This window comes from Streptomyces tibetensis (assembly GCF_040647715.1).
Taxonomy (GTDB): Bacteria; Actinomycetota; Actinomycetes; order Streptomycetales; family Streptomycetaceae; genus Streptomyces; species Streptomyces tibetensis_A.
Map to the genome: position 1 here is coordinate 208,931 of NZ_JBEZCR010000011.1, position 16,009 is coordinate 224,939.

A 16,009-nucleotide genomic window follows, 5' to 3' on the forward strand; every position below is an offset into this window, starting at 1 on the left:
CACCGGAAGTGGGGCGGACAACCGTGTCCGCCCCACTTCCGTCACTCGTGCCGCCGACCGTTCACTCAACGCGGCCTCACACCGTCCAGCCCGGCGCCTGAATCATCTCGATCACCGCGCAGGACCAGGTGAAACCGGCTCCCACGCCCATCAGCACGCACCGCTCCCCAACCCCGAGAGCGCCGGAGAGCACCAGGTGCTCCAGAGCGGCGATCTGGTCTCCGGCGCCCAGATGCCCCACCCTGCTGCTGAACTCCCAGGCGGTGCGGTCGGCGTCGATCCCCAGCGGGCGCAGACAGTTGGTCTCCAGGCGGCGGCGCCCGAAGTGCGGCAGCACCCATCGGGAGATGTCGGCCGAGCTCTCCCCGGCGTCCGCCAAGGCCTCCTTCACCGCGTCGCGCTGCCCGGCCGTCACCCGGGCCACGCTGAACGACATCCCGGCCCCCGCGACGTACCTCTTCTTGTGCCCCTCCAGATCGAGCACTCCCGGTGGCGCGGTCCGCGCCACCCCGAAGGGGGCGCCGGCGCGGTGCATCCCCTCCAGCTCCGGGTCCGAGACCATCACCAGTGAACGCACCCGGGCGAATCCCTCCCGCGCCGACAGCACCATCGCGGTGCCGCCGTCGGCGTAGACCGTGCCCGGGTCGCTGTGCCAGCGGTCGAAGCCCGGCGGGCAGAACCGGTCGGCCGTGGTGATCAGCGCCTGCCCGCGGCCCGGCGCGGGCCCGGACGACAGCACGGCGGACGCCAGGAAGAGCGCCGCCATGCCCCCGTTCGACACCTGGCGAACCTCCAGTGCCGGACAGCAGCCGCGCAAGGCCCGCCGCTGCACGTAGGAGGCAGTGCCCCACAGGTCGTTGCCCTGGTCGTACAGGCTCGCGTGCAGCAGCAGGCCAACCTCCGAACCGTCCGTACGGGCCCGGTCCAGCGCACGGCCGGCGGCCCGCACGGCCATCTCGGCGGGCGCCTCGCCGTCGTCCGCACAGACCGTCACCGACCGCATGCCGCTCTGCGAGGCCGCCGCTGCCTCCCACTCCCCCCGGGCCACCGCCTCGGCCACCGGGACCGCGGGGGGCAGCCAACTGCCGAGCCCGGCGATGTACAGCTGATCGCACCTCATGGACGCTTCCCCTCCGGCCCCGGACCCACGGGCGCCGCTCAGATCGTCCAGCTCGCTTCTCGACCGTGGATGGAGGCCCACTCGAGGACTCGGAGGACCTCGATCCACGGTCGAGTGAATCTCCAGCGGGCGCCGCGAGGATCGGCGCGGCGGACCGCTCGGTGCGGTGCGCCAGGAGGAGGAACCATGTCGAGCTCCGCACCGGCCGACCGGGTGAAGCGGCTTCCCGTGGCGCTGCTGCTGCCCGGTCAGGGAGCCCAGCATCCCGGCATGGCCACCGGCCTGTACGGTCACGACGAGGTCTTCACCGGTGCGGCGGACGCTGTGTTCACGGCACTCGGTACAGAGGGCGGCAGGGTGCGCGACGACTGGCTCGGGGAGCGGCCCCGGGTACCGGTGGACCACGTCACCCGGTCCCAGATCCTGCTGTTCACGATCGACTACGCCCTCGGGCGGATGGTCGAGTCGTGGGGGGTGCGCCTGGCCGCGCTGCTCGGCCACAGCGTCGGAGAGATGGCCGGAGCGGTCCTGGCAGGCGTGTTCACCGTGTCTGACGCCGCCCGCCTGATGTGGGACCGGGTGACCCGGCTCGCCGAGGGGCCGGCCGGCGGGATGGTCGCGGTGGCGGCGGCTCCCGACACGCTCACGCCCTACCTGCGCGGCGACGTGGTGGTGGGTGCGCACAACGCACCCCGTCAGACGGTGCTGGCCGGCCCGGAACCGGAACTGGGCGAGGTCACCGACGTGTTGCGGAAGCAGGGCCTGGTGTGCAGGACCGTTCCGTCCTCGACGCCGTTCCACAGCCCGGTGCTGGCGCCGCTCGCCGCCCACGCCGAGCCGGTCTTCGCCGCGGTGCGGGCGCGGCCGCCCGCGCTCCCGCTGATCTCCGGCTATACGGCCGCCCCGCTCACCTCTGATCAGGCCGCCGACCCGGCGTGGTGGTCTTCCCATCCGGCCGCGCCGGTCCGGTTCTGGCCCGCGCTGGACCATCTGCTGCGCGGCCCGGGCAGGCTCCTCGTGGAGTGCGGACCCGGCCGGGGGCTGACCGCCGTCGCCCGCAGGCACCCGGCCGTGCTGGCCGGACGCAGCCAGGTGCTGCCGCTGCTGCCCTCCGGACCGGCAGATCGGGCCGAAGCGCGCGAGTGTCTGGCCGCGGCGCGATCCGTCCTGACCTCCGTCGCTTGACCGGCTCGCGTATCCGGCCGACCGGGTTTCCCGCCCGGTCCCCCTGTAGAGAGGCTGCGATGACGACCACGGAGACATCGGCCCCGGCCTTCGCGCCGGCGCCCACGACACCACTCGTGCCGGACGTACGGCAGCGGGTCGCCGAACTCGGCGCGCTGCGCACCCGGGTGCACGCGGGGCCGGGGGAGAAGGCCACCGAGGCCCAGCACGCGCGTGGGAAGCTGACCGCCCGTGAGCGGATCGACCTGCTGCTGGATCCGGGGACCTTCCACGAGGTGGAGTCGTTCCGCCGGCATCGGGCCACAGGTTTCGGCCTGGAGTCGAAGCGACCGTACACGGACGGGGTCGTCACCGGCTGGGGCGAGGTCGAGGGCCGGACCGTCTTCGTCTACGCCCACGACTTCCGCATCTTCGGCGGCGCGCTCGGCGAGGCACACGCGGAGAAGATTCACAAGATCATGGACATGGCGCTCGCCGCCGGCGCCCCGTTGGTGTCGCTGAACGACGGGGCCGGCGCCCGTATCCAGGAGGGTGTCTCGGCGCTCGCCGGGTACGGCGGCATCTTCCGCCGCAACACTCGGGCCTCGGGTGTGATTCCGCAGATCAGCGTGATGCTCGGCCCGTGCGCCGGGGGAGCGGCCTACAGCCCGGCGCTGACCGATTTCGTGTTCATGGTGCGCGGCACGTCGCAGATGTTCATCACCGGCCCGGACGTCGTGAAGGCTGTCACCGGCGAGCAGATCACCCAGAACGGCCTGGGTGGCGCGGACGTGCACGCGGGGACGTCCGGGGTATGCCACTTCGCCTTCGACGACGAGGAGTCCTGTCTCACCGAGGTCCGCTACCTGTTGAGCTTGTTGCCGCAGAACAACCGTGAGCGCCCGCCCCGGGCCGCCACCGGCGACCCGGCCGACCGGCGGTCACCTGCTCTGCTGGACCTGGTGCCGGCAGAGGGGAACCGGCCGTACGACATGCGTGAGGTGATCTCCGAACTGGTCGACGACGGCGAGGTGCTGGAGGTCCACGAGCGGTGGGCCCCCAACGTCCTGTGCGTCCTGTCCCGCCTGGCCGGCGAGACGGTCGGCATCGTCGCGAACCAGCCGCTGTCCCTCGCGGGCGTGCTGGACATCAAGGCGTCCGAGAAGGCGGCCCGATTTGTTCAGATGTGCGACGCCTTCAATATTCCGCTGGTCACCCTGCTGGATGTTCCTGGCTTCCTGCCCGGAGTCGAGCAGGAGCACGACGGGATCATCCGGCACGGCGCCAAATTGCTGTATGCCTACTGCGATGCCACCGTGCCGAGGATCTCGGTGATCCTTCGCAAGGCGTACGGCGGCGCGTACATCGTCATGAACTCCCAGTCCATCGGCGCCGACCTGACCTTCGCCTGGCCCACCAACGAGATCGCGGTGATGGGCGCCGAAGGAGCCGCCAACGTCATCTTCCGGCGCCAGATCGCGCAGGCCGAGAATCCCGAGACGACGCGTGCCCGGCTGGTCGGGGAGTACAAGGCGGAACTCATGCATCCCTACTACGCGGCGGAGCGCGGCCTGGTGGACGACGTCATCGATCCTGTCGGCACCCGGCAGGCGCTCGTCTCCGCCCTGGCAATGCTCCGTACGAAGCACGCGGAACTGCCGCCTCGTAAGCACGGCAACCCACCGTTGTGAGGCCCTGGCTCCTGCTGGGTGTTTTCGTCGCGGTGCTGAGCATGGTGACGTACGCCGACAACGACGAGCGGATCCTGGCCGAGCAGAAACTCGCCGGCCCGCTCTCGGACCAGTCGGCCAGCAGCTGACCGGTCTCGCGGGTGCGTGGATGGTGGGCTCCCTGGACGCGGACCATGTCGGCCGGCACATCCCTGAGTCGGGTCGTCGCGGTGGTGTGATCCCCGGCGCTGTACAGCAGTTCGGCCCGCTGCCGCCGGAGGCGCAGCGAGCGTGGGTGATCGGTGCCGAAGACCCGCTCGACGGCTTCCTGAAGCTGCTCGAGTTGTTCCACCGCCGCTGCGGTCTCTCCGGCCACACCGCGCCAGAAGGCCAGGTTGGCGCGGTGGGTCAGGGTGGTGGGGTGCTCGGGACCCCGCGCGAGTTCGGCGTCGTCGGCCGCCGTGACGAGCTGCTCGACCGCCAGGCCGTGGTCTCCGGCCATCCCGTGCCAGTAGGCGAGGTTGTGCCGGGCGACGAGGGTGTCGTGGTGCAGTCGGGCCAGGACGCCGATCAGTCCGTCCACCGCCCTTCGGTAGGTGGCGACGGCCGATCGCACGTCACCTGTCTCCCCGATCCACCGGCTGAGGTCGGCGAGGCCCCGGAGGGTCGACGGATGGCGTGGTCCGAGGCTGCGCTCCAGGTCCAGGGCGAGAGCGGCGTAGGCCTCGCGGGCGCCCTCCGCGTCCCCCGACAGGCCGCGACACAGGGCGACGTGTTCCTCGGCGGTGAACACGCCCACGGGGATCACCCGGACGTCCGGGCGAAGCAGCGTGGCGTCCCGCCGACGTGACTGCCCGCTGGTCCATTCGCCGAGCCGGCGTGCGTTGACGGCGACGCGGCGCCCGGACGGCAGGACCACCGCGCCGGCCCGCCGGGCCAGGGCCTCGTCCGACATGTCCGGCAGTCGGCGACGCAGCCGGGTGAGTTCCGCGGCGAAGACCAGCCGAGGAGCATCGGTTCCGTGCTCGCCCATCTGCACCCCCCTGTCCACCGCAGAGTAGCCACCTCCCGACCCGGCGACATGGTGCCCAACGACCAGTTCTGCATGGATTTCTCCACCGGGTCGATGAGGACCTCGGCGGGGGCGCGTGACGACGTGGCGCGCGCGGGCGTCGGCGCGACCTGGTGGGCGCAGGTGTCGGCTGCGGCGAGGTGGAGGGTGGCACGGACGACGGCGGCGGGCAGGGCGGCGAGGGTCGCGTCGGGGAACCAGTGGTGCGGCGCGGGCCGGCCGGGCTTGGTGAGGCGGTGCCGCGGGACCAGGACGGCCGCAGTGCCGAGCGCGGGCAGCAGGAGGTGCCGGACCAGCCGGAGACACGGGCGTGCGGTAGCGCGGACGAGGCTTTTGTGCGATATACAGGCATTTGGGGACCACGTTTGCCGTCAGGCCTGATGCTCTGGAGTCCTCCCGATGACGTCGATGAGTCAGCTGCCATGAGCCCCCACCCGACACGGGGGCGGATCACGGTGCTGGACGCCTACGACATCCGGTTTCCCACGTCGCTTCGGCTCGAAGGGTCGGACGCCATGCATCCCGATCCGGATTACTCGGCGTCCTATGTGATCATCCGCACCGATGCCGGGGACGGACTGGAGGGGCACGGTTTCTGCTTCACCATCGGCCGGGGCAACGAGGTCGAGGTGGCGGCGATCGACGCGTTGCGCCCGTATGTGGTGGGGCTGCGGCTGGGAGAGGTCCTGTCCGACCTCGGGGGGTTCTGCCGCTCGCTCGTCGGCGACGGTCAGCTGCGCTGGCTGGGGCCGGAGAAGGGCGTGATGCACATGGCCATCGGGGCCGTCGTGAACGCCGTGTGGGATCTGTACGCCAAGCGGGAGGGGAAGCCGCTGTGGAAGGTGCTGGCCGGCCTGTCGCCCGAGCAGGTGGTCGCGTTGATCGATTTCCGCTATCTCGAAGACGCGCTGACCCCCGATGAGGCGCTGGGGATTCTGCGGCGGGCGCGGGGCGGGAGGCAGGAGCGGGAGGCGCGGCTGCTCGCTGCGGGGTATCCGGCGTACGCCACGTCCCCCGGCTGGCTCGGTTACCCCGACGGCAAGGTCGCCCGGTTGGCCCGGGAGGCCGTGGACAGCGGGTTCGGGCAGATCAAACTCAAGGTCGGCGCCGATCCGGAAGACGATGAGCGGCGGTGCCGTACCGCGCGGGCGACGATCGGCCCCGAGGTGCGGATGGCGCTGGACGCCAACCAGCGCTGGGGGGTCGACGAGGCGGTCGGGTGGATCCGGCGGCTGGCGGAGTTCGACCCGTACTGGATCGAGGAGCCGACCAGCCCGGACGACGTTCTCGGTCTCGCGGCGATCCGCCGGGAGGTGGCGCCGGTGCGGGTGGCGACCGGTGAACACGTGCACAACCGCGTGATGTTCAAGCAGCTGCTCCAGGCGGAGGCGCTCGACTTCCTGCAGGTGGACGCCTGCCGGGTCGGGGGAGTCAACGAGAACCTGGCGATCCTCCTGCTCGCGGCCAAGTTCGGGATCCCGGTGTGTCCGCACGCGGGTGGGGTGGGCCTGTGCGAGCTCGTGCAGCACTTGGCGATGTTCGACTATCTGGCGGTCTCCGGCACCCTCGAGGACCGGGTCATCGAGTATGTGGATCATCTGCACGAGCACTTCCTCGACCCCGCCGTGATCGTCCGGGGGCGGTACGCGGCCCCGGCCGTCCCCGGGTTCAGCTCGGAGATGCGGCGGGAGTCGCTCGCCGCGTACGCGTTCCCCGGTGGCGCCGCCTGGCAGGGCCCGTACGACGTGCCTCCGGCCGAGGGCCGCCCGGCATGAACCCCGGCGGAGAATTCCAGGGACTGGCCGCGGTCGTCACCGGCGGGGCGTCCGGGATCGGCCTGGCCACCGCCGAGACCTTGGCCGCGAGGGGGTGCCGGGTGGCCGTGCTCGACCGGAGTCCTGGGTCCGTGCCCGCATGGCTGCACCCGGTACAGGCCGATGTCGGGGAGGCCGTCTCGGTGGCCGACGCCGTGAGCCGGGTGGCGGACCTGTTCGGGGGCCTGGATGTGCTGGTCAACAACGCCGGCATCGGCGCACTGGGCACCGTCGAGGACAACGCGGACGAGGAATGGCACCACGTGCTGGACATCAATGTGCTCGGCATCGTCCGCACCACCCGGGCGGCACTGCCTCATCTGCGCCGGTCTCCGAGCGCGTCCATCGTCAACACCTGCTCGGTCGCGGCGCTGGCCGGGCTGCCGCAGCGGGCGCTGTACGCGGCCAGCAAGGGCGCGGTGCTCGGGCTGACCCTGGCGATGGCCGCCGACCACAGCGGCGAGGGCATCCGCGTCAACTGCGTCAACCCGGGAACCGTGGACACCCCCTGGGTGCAGCGGCTGCTCGAGCACTCCGACGACCCGGAGGCCGAACGCGCCGCTCTCGCCGCCCGTCAGCCCACCGGCCGTCTGGTGACCGCCCAGCAGGTCGCGGACGCCATCGCGTATCTCGCCGGGCCGCTGGCCGGTGCCACCACCGGGACGGCACTCGCCGTGGACGGAGGGATACACGGCATCCGCACGCGTCCGGATTCCTTCCACTGACATGACCAGCCACTGACCGCTTACTCGGAGCCGAGCACCATGAAGCGACGCATCGCTGCTGTCGGAACAGCCCTCGCACTCGGCTGCGGGCCGGCCGTCACCGCCTGTGGTGGCGGCACGAGCAGCACCACCGAGACCGCTTCGGGCAAGGTCGGGGTCGTGCTGCCGCTGCTCACCTCACCGTTCTGGGAGTCCTACGACTCCTACGTCCCCGAGCAGGCCGCCGACCAGGACGTCCGTGTGCTTCGGACGGTGAACTCCGACTCCGATCCGAGCAAACAGATCACCGACATCCAGAATCTGCTCGCCCAGGACGTGAAGGGCCTGGTCGTGTCGCCGCTGGACTCCGCGGCGATCGTCGCCGGGCTGGATGCCGCGCGGCGCAAGGGCGTGCCGGTGGTCGCCGTCGACGTGGCGCCGGACAAGGGCAAGGTCGCGATGGTGGTCAGGGCCGACAACCGTGCCTTCGGCGAGAAGGCCTGTCGGCAGCTCGGCGACGCGGTGAAAACGGGCAAGGTCGTGCAGATCCAGGGAGATCTGGCGTCGGTCAACGGACGGGACCGGTCGGAGGCGTTCAGCGCGTGCATCAAGAAGAACTACCCCGGCATCAGGGTGCTGGACATCCCCGCCGTCTGGAAGGCGGAAAGAGCGGCGTCCGGTCTGGAGGCGCTGTACACCGCCAACCCCGACATCAAGGGCATCTACCTGCAGTCCGGCGGCGTGTATCTGGCCCCCACGCTGAGCACGCTGCGGCGGCACGACGCGCTGGTGGCGGCCGGCAGTCCCCGGCACATCGCGATCGTCTCCAACGACGGCATCCCGCAGGAGCTGGATGCGATCCGCAAGGGGCTGATCGACGCGACGGTCTCCCAGCCGGCCGACCAGTACGCCAAGTACGGCATCTTCTACATCAGGCGGGCGATGGACGGCCAGACCTTCCGCCCCGGCCCGACCGACCACGACAGCACCATCGTCCGGCTGCCCAGCGGAATCCTGGAGGACCAGCTCCCGGCACCGCTGGTGACCGAGGCCAATGCCGACGACGCGTCGCTGTGGGGCAACCAGATCGGCAAGAGCTCCTGATCACCCGGAAGACCGCCTCCCCGGGGCCCCAGGAAGCGAGAGCGCGATGAACCGGACGCCACCGACCCACCCCCGCGACGGCGCCGGTCGCCGCGTGGTGGCCGAGGCCCACGGAATCGGGAAGCGCTACGGGCCCACGGTGGCCCTGGACGACGTGCGGATCGCCGTCCGGGCCGGTGAGTCGCACGCCCTGGTCGGCCGGAACGGGGCCGGCAAGTCGACCCTGGTGGCCATCCTGACCGGACTGCAGCGGCCGGACCGCGGCGTCGTCCTGTTCGACGGCGAACCCGCGCCCGGCCTGGCGGACCGTGAGGCGTGGCAGCGGCGGGTCGCCTGCGTCTACCAGCAGTCGACGATCATCCCTGATCTCACGGTCGCCGAGAACCTCTACGTCAACCGGCAACCCACGGTTCGTGGCCGGGTGATCAGCTGGCGGCGGATGCGCGCGGCGGCCCGCGAACTGCTGGACGAATGGGGTGTGGAGGTCGACGAGAACGTGCCGGCCGGCGGGCTCACCGTCGAGGACGCCAAGATGGTGGAGATCGCACGGTCGATCTCGCGCGGAACCCGGTTCATCGTTCTGGACGAACCGACCGCTCATCTGGACAGCCGGGCGATCGACCGGCTGTTCACCCATGTCCGGCGGCTGCAACGGGCCGGAATCACCTTTCTCTACATCTCCCACCATCTGGAGGAGGTCTACGACGTCTGCCAGGTCGTCACCGTCCTGCGGGACGCCCGCTGGATCACCACGGCGCCCGTGGGCGAGCTGGGCAGGAGCGAACTCGTCCAGGCGATGACCGGAGAGCGGGGCGTGGGCGCGGGCCCCGGATCCGGCGTGGTCCGGTCGCGGCCGACGGACCACGCGCCCGTGGCCGTACGGGTGGACCGGCTGAGCGGCCCGCATTTCACAGACGTCAGCTTCGCCGTCCGGTCCGGGGAGACGGTGGGGCTGACCGGGCTCGCGGGCTCGGGGAGCCGTCAGGTCGCCGAGGCGGTGGCAGGGCTGTACCGGCCCGACAGCGGGCGGATCGAGGTGCTCGGCCGTCCGACGCGGCCGGGCAGCGTCGCCTCGGCACTCGCGGCGGGCGTGGGCTGTGTGCCGCGCGACCGGCACCACGAAGGGCTGGTACCGGAACTGTCGGTGGCAGAGAACGCCTCCCTGACCATCACGGACCGGCTGGGGCGACTGGGCGTGATCTCGCACCGGGCCAGGGACGCCTTCGCCCGGCGGACGATCACGGGTCTCGACATCACGACGGACGGTCCGGCCCAGCCGGTCAAGGACTTGTCGGGCGGCAATCAGCAGAAGGTCGTCATGGGCCGGGCGCTGGCCAGTGAGCCGGGGGTGCTGGTGCTCATCAACCCGACGGCGGGTGTCGACGTGAAGTCCAAGCGGGCGCTGCTGGCGGTCGTCGACCGGGCCAGGGCCGCGGGACGTGCGGCGATCGTCGTCTCGGACGAACTGGCGGACCTGCGGACCTGCGACCGCGTCCTGGTGATGTTCAACGGCTCTGTCGCCGCCGAGTACACAGTCGGCTGGACCGACGAAGAACTGGTGGCCTCGATCGAAGGGGTCAGCACCGGCCATGAATGACACCGCGCCGAACGGCCCGATGCCCGGTGGCAGGCCTGATCCGGCGGTCCACCGCCCCGTCCGCGCGATCGCCCTGGTCCGGATCCGCGACCTGGCGCTGTTGCCCGCGGTGCTTCTGCTGCTGGTCATCGGTGCGGTCAGCAACGAGAGCTTCCTCGAGCGGGACAACCTGCTGAACGTGCTCAGTGCCTCCTCGGCGCTCGGGCTGCTGGTGCTCGCCGAGGCGGTGATCCTGATCAGCGGCAAGATCGACCTCTCGCTGGAGTCGGTCGCGGGGATCGCTCCGGCCCTCGGCTTCATGACCGTGATCCCGGCCGCCTCGGCGGGTTTCGGCAGCGAGCTGCCCGCCTGGTTCGGCCTGCTGATCATTCCGCTCGCCGGAGCGCTGATCGGGGGCGTGAACGGTCTGCTGATCGTCAAGCTCCAGCTCAACGCCTTCATCGTGACCCTGGCGATGAACATCGTGCTGCGCGGAGTCCTGGTCGGCATGGTGTCCGGCAAGACCCTGTTCGAGGCCCCGGCGGCGTTCTTCGCCCTGGGGTCCGACAACTGGCTCGGCATCCCCGTCTCCGTATGGGTGACCGGCGCCTGTTTCGCCGGCGCCGGGTGGGCGCTGCACTACCACCGTCTGGGACGCGCGGTGTACGCGGTGGGCGGCAACGCCCCGGCTGCGCGGGCGGCCGGCATCCGCGCCGACCGGGTGGCCTGGGGAGTTCTGGTCATCGGCGGGACGCTGGCCGCGCTGGCGGGTCTGGTGATCGCCGGACGGGTCGGGGCGATCAACGCCAATCAGGGCCAGAACCTGATCTTCACCGTGTTCGCGGCCGCTGTCATCGGCGGCATCAGCCTGAACGGCGGCAAGGGTTCCCTGGCCGGGGCGTTGCTCGGGGTCCTGCTGCTGGGAATGCTGGAGAACCTGCTCACCCTGGCGCAGGTGTCGTCCTTCTGGATCCAGGCCATCTACGGCGCGATCATCCTGGTGGCGCTGATGATCGCCCGGCTCACCACCGGCGAGGGCCAGGAGTAGCGCACGGGCCGGGCAGCGAGTGGCGCACTCGCCGGACAGTTCGGAGGGCGCAGCGACGTGTCATACGCCCTAGAATGTCGGATATGCCATCCGCCAGATAGGACGGCTGCCATGGTGTTCCACAGGGAGGTAACACCGGACGGAACGCATGGACCGTTCGAGACGGCGAACGTGGCTGCCGCGGTGATCGACGCGAAGGGCAAGGTCATCGGCTGGACAGGGGCAGCTGAGCGGCTCCTGGGGTATGGCGCGGCGGAAATCCTCGACTGCTCCGCGGCAACGCTGCTGGCGCAGTCCGAAGACGCTGCACGGGCGGCCGGGGTCGCCGAGGAGTGCGGGACCCGGGAGAGCTGGGGCGGCCTGGTGGGCGCCCGGCACCGGGACGGCCGCCGTCTCGAGGTCGGGCTGCGGGTGACCGCGATGTCCGACACCGACGACCGCAAAGCCTGGCTCGTATCGGCGATCGATGTGTCGAAGGCCCCGACCTGGGCGGTCAGCGGGGAGGTGCTGGAGGCTTTTCTCACCCGCTCACCCCTGGGTATGGCCGTGCTGAGCCCGGACCTGCGGTACGTGTGGTTGAACGACACCCTGGAGCGCTACGGCGGCGTGCCGCGCGATGAGCGGCTCGGGCGCCGGATGTCGGACTCGTTGCCGGGCCTGGACACCGAGGCGCTCGAAGCGCAGATGCGGCGGGTGCTGGAGACCGGCGTGCCGGTCATCGATTACGAGTACCGCGGCTGGACCTGGGCGGATCCGCACCAGGAACACGCCTACTCCACCTCGTTCTTCCGTCTCGACGCCCCGGACGGCAGCCCGCTGGGCGTGTGCTACATGGGTATGGACGTCACCGACAGATGGCGGGCCCGGGAGCGCCTGGCCCTGCTCAGCGAGGCCAGCGCCTGCATCGGGGGCACGCTGAACGTGATGCAGACCGCCCAGGAGCTGGCCGACTTCTCGGTGCCGAGGCTCGCCGACTTCGTGACCGTCGATCTGCTGGAGGCGGTGCTGCACGGCGATGAACCCGGTTCGGGGCCGGCCGACAGCACGTCCCTGGTGCGGCGTGCCGGGCAGCAGTCGATCCACGAGGGCTGCCCGGAGTCGGTGATCGACACCGGCGACTTGATCGACGCGCCCAGGTCCTCGCCGTACTACGAGAGCATGGTCAACGGCAGGCCGGTGCTGGAACCGTTCATGGACCCGGCCACCGCCCCGTGGGTCGCGCAGGACCCGGCGCGGGCCAGGAGCATCGCGGAGTTCGGGATGCACTCGGTGATGTGGGTGCCGCTGTCCGCGCGCGGCGCCGTGCTGGGGGTGGCCACCTTCGTCCGGACGGAGCATCCGCAGCCGTTCGAGGAGGACGACCTGCTGCTCGCCGAGGAGCTGGTCGGCCGGGCCGCTGTGTGGGTGGAGAACGCCCGCCGCTACACCCGTGAGCACGCCGCGGCGCTGGCCCTGCAGCGCAGTCTGCTCCCGCGGGGGCTGAACGGCGGGACGGCCATGGAGGTGGCCTCGCGCTATCTGCCGGCCGATGCCCGGGAGGGGGTGAGCGGCGACTGGTTCGACGTGATCCAGCTGTCCGGCGCCCGGGTCGCCCTGGTCGTCGGTGACGTCGTCGGGCACGGCCTCAACGCCGCGGCGACCATGGGCAGGCTGCGTACCGCCGTACAGACGCTCGCCGACATGGACCTGCCACCCGATGAGCTGCTGGCTCACCTGGACGACCTGGTGATCCGCCTGACGGAGGAGAAGGGCGGCGACGACGAGCCCATCGCCACCGCGGTGCTGGGCGCCACCTGCCTCTATGCCGTCTACGACCCGGTCACCCAGCTGTGCACCATGGCCCGGGCCGGACATCCGCCGCCCGCCGTGGTCCTGCCCGGCGGCAAGGTCGTCTTCCCGGACCTTCCGGCGGGTCCTCCGCTGGGCCTCGGCTCGTTGCCCTTCGAGTCCGCCGAGATCTCCCTCCCCGGGGGAAGCCTGATCGCCCTCTACACCGATGGCCTCATCGAGTCCAGCGACCAGGACATCGACGTCGGGCTGTCCCGCCTCAGCGACGTGCTCGCGCAGTCCGGCCTGCCGCCGGAGGAGCTGTGCTCGGTGGTCGTGGACCATCTGCTGATCGGCCCGCAGACCGACGATGTCGCTCTGCTCCTGGCCCGGCCGCATGCGCTGGGTGCCGACCGGGTCGTCTCGTGGGACCTGCCGACGGATCCGGCGATCGTCGCGGGCGCCAGGGAGCTGGCCGTCCGCGCGTTGCTCGGATGGCAGCTGGACGACCTGGTGACGACCACGGAACTCGTGGTCAGCGAGTTGGTCACCAACGCCATCCGGCATGGCACCGGACCCGTCAGGCTGCGCATGATCCGGCACGACAAGTTGATCTGCGAGGTGTCCGACACCAGCAACACCTCGCCTCGGATGGGCCATGCGCGGACCACCGACGAGGGCGGCCGGGGGCTGTTCCTGGTCGCGCAGCTGACCCGCCGTTGGGGTACGCGCTACACCCCGGCCGGAAAGATCATCTGGGCCGAGCAGGACCTCCCGGGCGAGTGGGCCACCAGGGCGGGGGCCGACGGCCCGGGTGCTTGAAAGTCCCTGTCCGGCGGGGCTGTCCACGGTGTGAGCGAGAAGGGATCCGGTGCGAGCGCGAAGCAATGGAACCCCGGGCCGACGGCATCCGGCCCGGGGTTCTTGCGTGCTTCAGCGGGTGGTTTCCCGTTCGACCGGCAGCCACAGTTCGGCGTCCGCCTCCCCGCCGTCGGGGGACAGGCGGGTGCGGAGGATCTCCGGGCCGGGGCGGGTGCGGTAGGGGTTGGACGGGAACCACTCGGTGTACACGTCGTGCCAGAGGCGCTGGATGGCCTCAGGCGCGGGTCCCGAGGTGGTGAAGACCGCCCAGGTGCCCGGCGGTACCGGAAGGGTGGTGGTGCCTTCGGGGACCGGGCCCGGAGCCGGGTCCGAGGTGATCACGGCGTGGTAGTAGTCGAGTTCCGTGCCCTCCGCGCGGCCCGGGTCCAGGTCGTCGCAGACCGCGACGAGACCTTGCGGCTCTTGGTCGCACCATTTCTCCAGCTGGTCCACGGCGGCCTTGTCGAGGCCCCGGACGAAGTCGATGATCGCCTGGTTCGGGCCTGAGTGGATCAGGGGGACCCGGGTCTTGAAGCCCGTGACGGTGAAGGCCGGGCGGTCCATGACGCGGTAGTGCATGCTGTTGCTCCCTTCGACGGTGAGGCGGAAGGTCAACCGGGGCTGGGAGACGAGCGCGGCGCCGGTGCGACGGGCCTCGCCCGGGCCCACGCCGTGCATCGCGCGGAACGCCCGCGCGAACGCCTCGCCGGAGCCGTAGCCGTAGCGGACCGCGATCTCCAGCAGCGTCGCGTCCCCCGCCAGCACTTCCGCCCCCGCGACGGTCAGCCGACGGCGGCGGATGTACTCCGACAGAGGCATGCCGGCCAGGGCCGAGAACATGCGGCGCAGGTGGTACTCCGAGGTGCACGCCGTACGCGCCAGGTCCGCCACGTCGACGGTGTCGGCGAGGTCCCGCTCTATCCGGTCCATCGCCTGGTTCAGCCGGTCCAGCACGTCCGGTCTCCTTCCTTCCGTCCCTCACGCTAGGCAGCGCGTGCCCTGCCGCACCCGACCTCCTGTGCCCGCTTTGGTCGGGTCCCCCCCTGCGCTGAACGGCGTAGGCGCACCGCCGTCCGGCAGGCGTCCTTGAGACGTCCCTACCGTGAACGGCTAGCATCGCCCGTCAATCAGTCAGCTGCCGACCGGTACGAGGTGAGGACATGGGGGCGCCCAGGATCGCCGTCGCCGTGGTGACGATGGGCAATCGGCCCGACGAGGTCGACGCCCTGCTGGAGTCCGTGGCCAAGCAGGACGTGCCGCCCGAGCGGATCGTCGTCGTCGGCAACGGCTGCCCGCTGCCCGACTTCGCCCGCCGGCTCTCGCTGCCCGGCGAGGTCACCACCGTCGAGCTCGACGAGAACCTCGGCTGCCCCGGCGGGCGCAACGCCGCCCTGGCGCGGCTGCGGGAGTTCGGCGACATCGACGTCGTGGTGGACCTGGACGACGACGGACTGCTCGTCGACCCCGACGTGCTGCGCCGCGTGCGGGATCTGTTCGCCGCCGACGATCGGCTCGGCATCGTCGGCTTCCGCATCGCCGACGAACTCGGCGAGACGCAGCAGCGGCACGTGCCCCGCCTCGGCAACTCCGATCCCCACCGGGGTGGTTACGTCACCGGTTTCCTCGGCGGCGGACACGGGCTGCGGATGGCGATGCTCGACGAGGTCGGCGACTGGCCCGCCGAGTTCTTCTTCGCGCACGAGGAGACCGACCTCGCGTGGCGGGCGGTGGATGCCGGGTGGCGGATCCTGTACGCGCCCGAGCTGCTGCTCCGGCACCCCAGGACCTCACCCGCCCGGCACGCCATCTACTACCGGGTGAACGCCCGCAACCGGGTCTGGCTGGCCCGGCGCCGGCTGCCGCTCCCGCTCGTTCCCGTCCATCTGGGCGTGTGGGTGCTGCTCACCCTTGCCCGCAACCGGTCCGGCGCCGGGCTGCGCGCCTGGTTCGGCGGATTCGTGGAGGGCGTACGGGAACCGGCGGGGGAGCGGCGGCCCATGCGGTGGCGGACAGTGTGGCGGCTGACCCGGCTGGGACGGCCACCCGTGATCTGACCCGCCGTCTGTCAGGTGACGCGCCGTCTGTCAGGTGACGTGCCGCGGCGGAGAG

12 protein-coding genes are annotated in these 16,009 nt (G+C 71.3%); 9 read left to right on the plus strand and 3 right to left on the minus strand.

Annotated elements, in window-relative coordinates:
* Nucleotides 1–76: 76 nt before the first annotated feature.
* Nucleotides 77–1,120: a ketoacyl-ACP synthase III family protein gene (locus AB0B29_RS28200; protein ID WP_362244265.1), complete on the minus strand. Its 1,044-nt coding sequence runs from the start codon at nt 1,118–1,120 to the stop codon at nt 77–79.
* A 186-nt stretch (nt 1,121–1,306) separates the two neighbouring features.
* Between AB0B29_RS28200 and AB0B29_RS28205 the strand changes: the two genes are divergently transcribed.
* Both AB0B29_RS28205 and AB0B29_RS28210 read left to right on the plus strand, forming a co-directional pair.
* Nucleotides 1,307–2,305, plus strand: a complete 999-nt coding sequence (locus AB0B29_RS28205) for an acyltransferase domain-containing protein (protein WP_362244266.1) — start codon at nt 1,307–1,309, stop codon at nt 2,303–2,305.
* 59 nt (nt 2,306–2,364) lie between these two features.
* Nucleotides 2,365–3,975 (plus strand): acyl-CoA carboxylase subunit beta, encoded by a 1,611-nt coding sequence (locus AB0B29_RS28210; protein WP_362244267.1) that lies wholly within the window; start codon nt 2,365–2,367, stop codon nt 3,973–3,975.
* Here AB0B29_RS28210 and AB0B29_RS28215 read toward each other — a convergent pair.
* Nucleotides 3,869–4,987 (minus strand): tetratricopeptide repeat protein, encoded by a 1,119-nt coding sequence (locus tag AB0B29_RS28215; protein WP_362244268.1) that lies wholly within the window; start codon nt 4,985–4,987, stop codon nt 3,869–3,871. The genes AB0B29_RS28210 and AB0B29_RS28215 overlap by 107 nt on opposite strands.
* Nucleotides 4,988–5,448: 461 nt before the next feature.
* Here AB0B29_RS28215 and AB0B29_RS28220 point away from each other — a divergent pair, with 461 nt between their 5' ends.
* The 6 genes from AB0B29_RS28220 to AB0B29_RS28245 all read left to right on the plus strand — a co-directional run bounded on the left by AB0B29_RS28220 (nt 5,449) and on the right by AB0B29_RS28245 (nt 13,861).
* Nucleotides 5,449–6,801, plus strand: coding sequence for an L-fuconate dehydratase (locus tag AB0B29_RS28220; RefSeq protein ID WP_362244269.1), 1,353 nt, complete (start codon nt 5,449–5,451; stop codon nt 6,799–6,801).
* Nucleotides 6,798–7,565 carry an SDR family NAD(P)-dependent oxidoreductase gene (locus AB0B29_RS28225; RefSeq protein WP_362244270.1) on the plus strand — a complete coding sequence of 256 codons (768 nt, stop codon included), beginning with the start codon at nt 6,798–6,800 and terminating at the stop codon, nt 7,563–7,565. The genes AB0B29_RS28220 and AB0B29_RS28225 overlap by 4 nt, the downstream gene beginning before the upstream one ends.
* A 39-nt stretch (nt 7,566–7,604) precedes the next feature.
* Nucleotides 7,605–8,648 carry a sugar ABC transporter substrate-binding protein gene (locus AB0B29_RS28230; protein ID WP_362244271.1) on the plus strand — a complete coding sequence of 348 codons (1,044 nt, stop codon included), beginning with the start codon at nt 7,605–7,607 and terminating at the stop codon, nt 8,646–8,648.
* A 46-nt stretch (nt 8,649–8,694) separates the two neighbouring features.
* On the plus strand, nt 8,695–10,245 hold the full coding sequence (locus AB0B29_RS28235; protein ID WP_362244272.1) for a sugar ABC transporter ATP-binding protein: 1,551 nt from the start codon (nt 8,695–8,697) through the stop codon (nt 10,243–10,245).
* Nucleotides 10,238–11,272: an ABC transporter permease gene (locus AB0B29_RS28240; protein ID WP_436845894.1), complete on the plus strand. Its 1,035-nt coding sequence runs from the start codon at nt 10,238–10,240 to the stop codon at nt 11,270–11,272. Before AB0B29_RS28235 ends, AB0B29_RS28240 begins: the two co-directional genes overlap by 8 nt.
* 111 nt (nt 11,273–11,383) lie before the next feature.
* Complete coding sequence (locus AB0B29_RS28245) at nt 11,384–13,861, plus strand: SpoIIE family protein phosphatase (protein ID WP_362244273.1); 2,478 nt, start codon at nt 11,384–11,386, stop codon at nt 13,859–13,861.
* A gap of 111 nt (nt 13,862–13,972) precedes the next feature.
* On the opposite strand, the gene AB0B29_RS28250 is transcribed toward AB0B29_RS28245, so the two are convergent.
* Nucleotides 13,973–14,854, minus strand: a complete 882-nt coding sequence (locus tag AB0B29_RS28250; RefSeq protein WP_362244274.1) for an AraC family transcriptional regulator — start codon at nt 14,852–14,854, stop codon at nt 13,973–13,975.
* A 206-nt stretch (nt 14,855–15,060) separates the two neighbouring features.
* On the opposite strand from AB0B29_RS28250, the gene AB0B29_RS28255 reads away from it, so the two are divergent.
* A complete protein-coding gene (locus tag AB0B29_RS28255) occupies nt 15,061–15,954 on the plus strand; it encodes a glycosyltransferase family 2 protein (protein ID WP_362244275.1) in 894 nt (297 codons plus the stop codon).
* Nucleotides 15,955–16,009: the final 55 nt, after the last annotated feature.

Coding starts and splice junctions, on each gene's coding strand:
- AB0B29_RS28245 (WP_362244273.1), top strand. CDS start 11,384: ATGGTGTTCCACAGGGAGGTAACACCGGACGGAACGCATGGACCGTTC.
- AB0B29_RS28240 (WP_436845894.1), top strand. CDS start 10,238: ATGAATGACACCGCGCCGAACGGCCCGATGCCCGGTGGCAGGCCTGAT.
- AB0B29_RS28205 (WP_362244266.1), top strand. CDS start 1,307: ATGTCGAGCTCCGCACCGGCCGACCGGGTGAAGCGGCTTCCCGTGGCG.
- AB0B29_RS28200 (WP_362244265.1), bottom strand. CDS start 1,120: ATGAGGTGCGATCAGCTGTACATCGCCGGGCTCGGCAGTTGGCTGCCC.
- AB0B29_RS28230 (WP_362244271.1), top strand. CDS start 7,605: ATGAAGCGACGCATCGCTGCTGTCGGAACAGCCCTCGCACTCGGCTGC.
- AB0B29_RS28220 (WP_362244269.1), top strand. CDS start 5,449: ATGAGCCCCCACCCGACACGGGGGCGGATCACGGTGCTGGACGCCTAC.
- AB0B29_RS28225 (WP_362244270.1), top strand. CDS start 6,798: ATGAACCCCGGCGGAGAATTCCAGGGACTGGCCGCGGTCGTCACCGGC.
- AB0B29_RS28235 (WP_362244272.1), top strand. CDS start 8,695: ATGAACCGGACGCCACCGACCCACCCCCGCGACGGCGCCGGTCGCCGC.
- AB0B29_RS28255 (WP_362244275.1), top strand. CDS start 15,061: ATGGGGGCGCCCAGGATCGCCGTCGCCGTGGTGACGATGGGCAATCGG.
- AB0B29_RS28210 (WP_362244267.1), top strand. CDS start 2,365: ATGACGACCACGGAGACATCGGCCCCGGCCTTCGCGCCGGCGCCCACG.
- AB0B29_RS28215 (WP_362244268.1), bottom strand. CDS start 4,987: ATGGGCGAGCACGGAACCGATGCTCCTCGGCTGGTCTTCGCCGCGGAA.